The following is a 3,262-nucleotide window of genomic DNA, read 5'->3' on the forward strand; positions in this document are numbered from 1 at the left end:
CACTGTATCTGTATGACCAGTCCGAAAGCGGTTCTTTTGACGGTTTTAGGTCTGTTCTGTCTGTTTCCTCACCTGTTTCGCCGTCATATATCGAAAGAAATTCAGGTGTTGAAACTATGTATTGTCTGTCCTTAAATATTGCCAAATTACTCTCCGACTTTGAATAATCGGTTATTCCGTCACCGTTCGTATCGCCTGTTGTATTGCCTTTTCCGTCCGTTGTACCCTCGAACGAACGCATTATAACTTCTGCTTTTCCGTCGCCGTCCATATCATATGCAAGGAAGTTTATATCTACTTCATTAATTTCGTTAGGACCTATATCGATTGTCCACATATGTGTACCGTCTGTTTTGTATGCCTCGATAACAGGATATGACGTTCTTTTGTTAACGTCCATACTCGGCACTCGTCTTAACAAAATTTCGTATTCGCCGTCACCGTCAAGGTCTGCAACCGCACCGTCATCAATGTTGTATCCTTCACGTTCCGTTACTTTAAAGCCGATATAATTTTTATCCCATGCCGTAGTCGTATACTCTACTCCCGTTTCTTCACCGTTCTCTACTTCTTTTAAAGTATACTCTGCATTTGTACTTGCTCCGGTATGGAAAAAGTTTGTCGTAGTTATCGGCTCGTCATTCAGCTTTTCACCGCTACAATAAAGATTGTATGTCAAGCTGTTTGAATCTGTACCTAAAAAACGCCAGCTTACAAGCGTTCCGTTTTCTCCCAGTACTGCCACCAAACCTCTTGAAAGATTTTCAAACTGTCTTTCATTTTTTGGTCTTTGCTCATACAATTTTTCTGTATCGGCACGTTGTTCCTGATTTACTTCCGCCTCATAATGACCAAGCGTAAAACCATCGGGATCATTATATGCGTCAAATTTTGCAAACACACTTGCACTGCTTGCAAGCATTATCGCAGAAACCACCGCTGAAATCACACGAATTTTGTTCTTCTTCATCTTCATAACACTTCCTTCATAATTTATTTATATTTAGGATTATATCACAAATATTTTGTATTGTACAGACTTTTTTTGTGCAAATTCATTATTATTAAAGTGATTATAAGTGTTATAGGAAAAACAGTGGCGGCCAAAATGCCCATTTTCAAATTGTCGCCAAGCATACCTGCTATTTTACCTGCAAATGTAGGACCTCCTGCACAACCTACATCTCCGGCTAACGCAAGAAATGCGAACATAGCCGTACCGCCACCTTTTATAGAGGTTGACGCATCGCTGTATGTTCCGGGCCAAAGTATGCCTACCGAAAACTCTGATACCGCAATCCCGATTAAGCCGACAATCGCCGATGATGAAAACGATACCGTTAAATATGAAAGCACACATAAACAACCGCTGAAAACCATCATTTTATACAGATTGATTTTTTCTCCGAATTTACCGTAAATCGCTCTTGAAATACCCATAAGTACAGAAAATACCGTAGGTCCTACCAAGTCACCTATTGATTTTGATATTCCGAGTGCCTTTTCAACAAATGCCGACGCCCACTGGCTTACAGACTGTTCACTTGCTCCGGCACAGCACATAATAAGTAAAAATCCCCAAAATGCCTTTTGCTTTATAAGTTCTTTTAAAGAAAGTCCGTTTTCTTCTTCGTTAATAAGCGGTGCAATAGGCACTTTTAGAAATGTCAATCCGTTTATAACAGGTACTGCCGCCCAAACAAGTGCAAGCATCTTCCAATTATCAATACCAAATACATTAAAGAATATTGTTGATATTACTACTACTCCCGCCGTACCCCAACAGTAAAATGAATGTAGCATACTCATAGTTTTGTCTTTATGTTCATTCGGACAAGCCTCAACTATCGGACTTACAACAACTTCAAGCAATCCTCCGCCGACTGCATAAAGCAACACCGAAATAAATATTCCCATAAAAGAATCATTCATCATATCGGGCAATATTGCTATCGAAATCAATCCCAATGCCGCGAATAAGTGTGCTATAAGTACAGATAACCTGTATCCTATTTTATCGATAAAAAATGCCGACGCAAAATCTATTATAAGCTGTAAACCAAAGTTGATTGTAATTAATAATGTTATCTTCGACAGCGGTATACTGTATTGCGATTGAAACGTAATAAACAACAGCGGTACGAAATTGTTTACTATCGCTTGAACTATGTACCCAATAAAGCACGACCGTATTGTACTGTTATAATTAACTTTCATACTTTCACCTCTTAATTTTTTATAATTATAACATAAATTATCATAGCCTTTATATATCACCGTGACAGTTTGCGGTTCGACTTTCATATTATCAAAGCCCGATATTTCATATCCGCAGACTTCTTTTTCAGTGTTATCTTCATATAGCATCTTTACAGACAAACTGTTTTTATCAAATTCTTCACAGATTTTATAATTCGTCTTTTCTGTTGTCGTATATACTCTAAGTGCATTTTCAGCCACAATACATCAGCACCCATATTTATCGCTTTTGTTATCCCCTCGTCATCATCACCGAATACCCAATCAATGTTGTTCTTTTCGTTGGGATTCTCCACGGGGGTTATCAAATTATATCCGTTTTTATTTAATTCATACGCAAGGTCTGAACCGCTGTCACTGTATCCGCCCTCTTTCATAGGCTTTCTGATATTACCCACCTGCGGCGGCTCTTTTACATGATATAAAATTGCTATATTCATAATATTCATCCCTTTATCGTTTGATAATTTTATTATAATCTGCTTACAATACACTGTCAACATAAAAAAACTGCCGATTTTATGTCGGCAGTTTTTCTGTTTTAACCTAATATATTTTTTAAATCTTCTTCAGGTGTTGTAATTTTTGCAATATTGTAGTTTTCTACCAAGTATCCCAATACATTCGTTGATATAAATGCTGGGAGTGTAGGACCAAGACGGATATTTTTAATACCGAGATGAAGAAGTGTAAGCAAAATACATACAGCTTTCTGTTCGTACCATGAAAGTATCATTGAAAGCGGAAGTTCATTTACTTCACATTCAAATGCCTCAGCAAGTGCAATGGCTACTTTAATCGCACCGTATGCGTCATTACACTGTCCCATGTCCATAATTCTCGGCAAACCGCCTATTGTACCTAAATCAAGGTCGTTAAAACGATATTTACCGCAAGCAAGCGTTAATATAATGGTATCGTCAGGCGTTTGCTTTACGAAATCGGTATAATAGTTTCTTCCTGCACGTGCTCCGTCACAGCCACCTACCAAGAAGAAATGCTT

Annotated in this window: 2 protein-coding genes and 2 pseudogenes; all 4 read right to left on the reverse strand. The window is 38.1% G+C overall.

Annotation, left to right across the window (positions count from 1 at the left end):
- Positions 1–976 (reverse strand): annotated as a pseudogene (locus tag ACLTU0_RS11405) (hypothetical protein); the annotation flags it as partial.
- A 38-nt stretch (positions 977–1,014) separates the two neighbouring features.
- Positions 1,015–2,217, reverse strand: coding sequence for an MFS transporter (locus ACLTU0_RS11410; RefSeq protein WP_412322559.1), 1,203 nt, complete (start codon positions 2,215–2,217; stop codon positions 1,015–1,017).
- A gap of 152 nt (positions 2,218–2,369) precedes the next feature.
- Positions 2,370–2,699 carry a hypothetical protein gene (locus ACLTU0_RS11415; protein WP_412322558.1) on the reverse strand — a complete coding sequence of 110 codons (330 nt, stop codon included), beginning with the start codon at positions 2,697–2,699 and terminating at the stop codon, positions 2,370–2,372.
- 101 nt (positions 2,700–2,800) lie between these two features.
- Positions 2,801–3,262, reverse strand: a pseudogene (locus ACLTU0_RS11420) (hydroxylamine reductase); the annotation flags it as partial.

The sequence above is a fragment of the Hominilimicola sp. genome (assembly GCF_046972485.1).
Taxonomy (GTDB): Bacteria; Bacillota; Clostridia; order UBA1381; family UBA1381; genus Hominilimicola; species Hominilimicola fabiformis.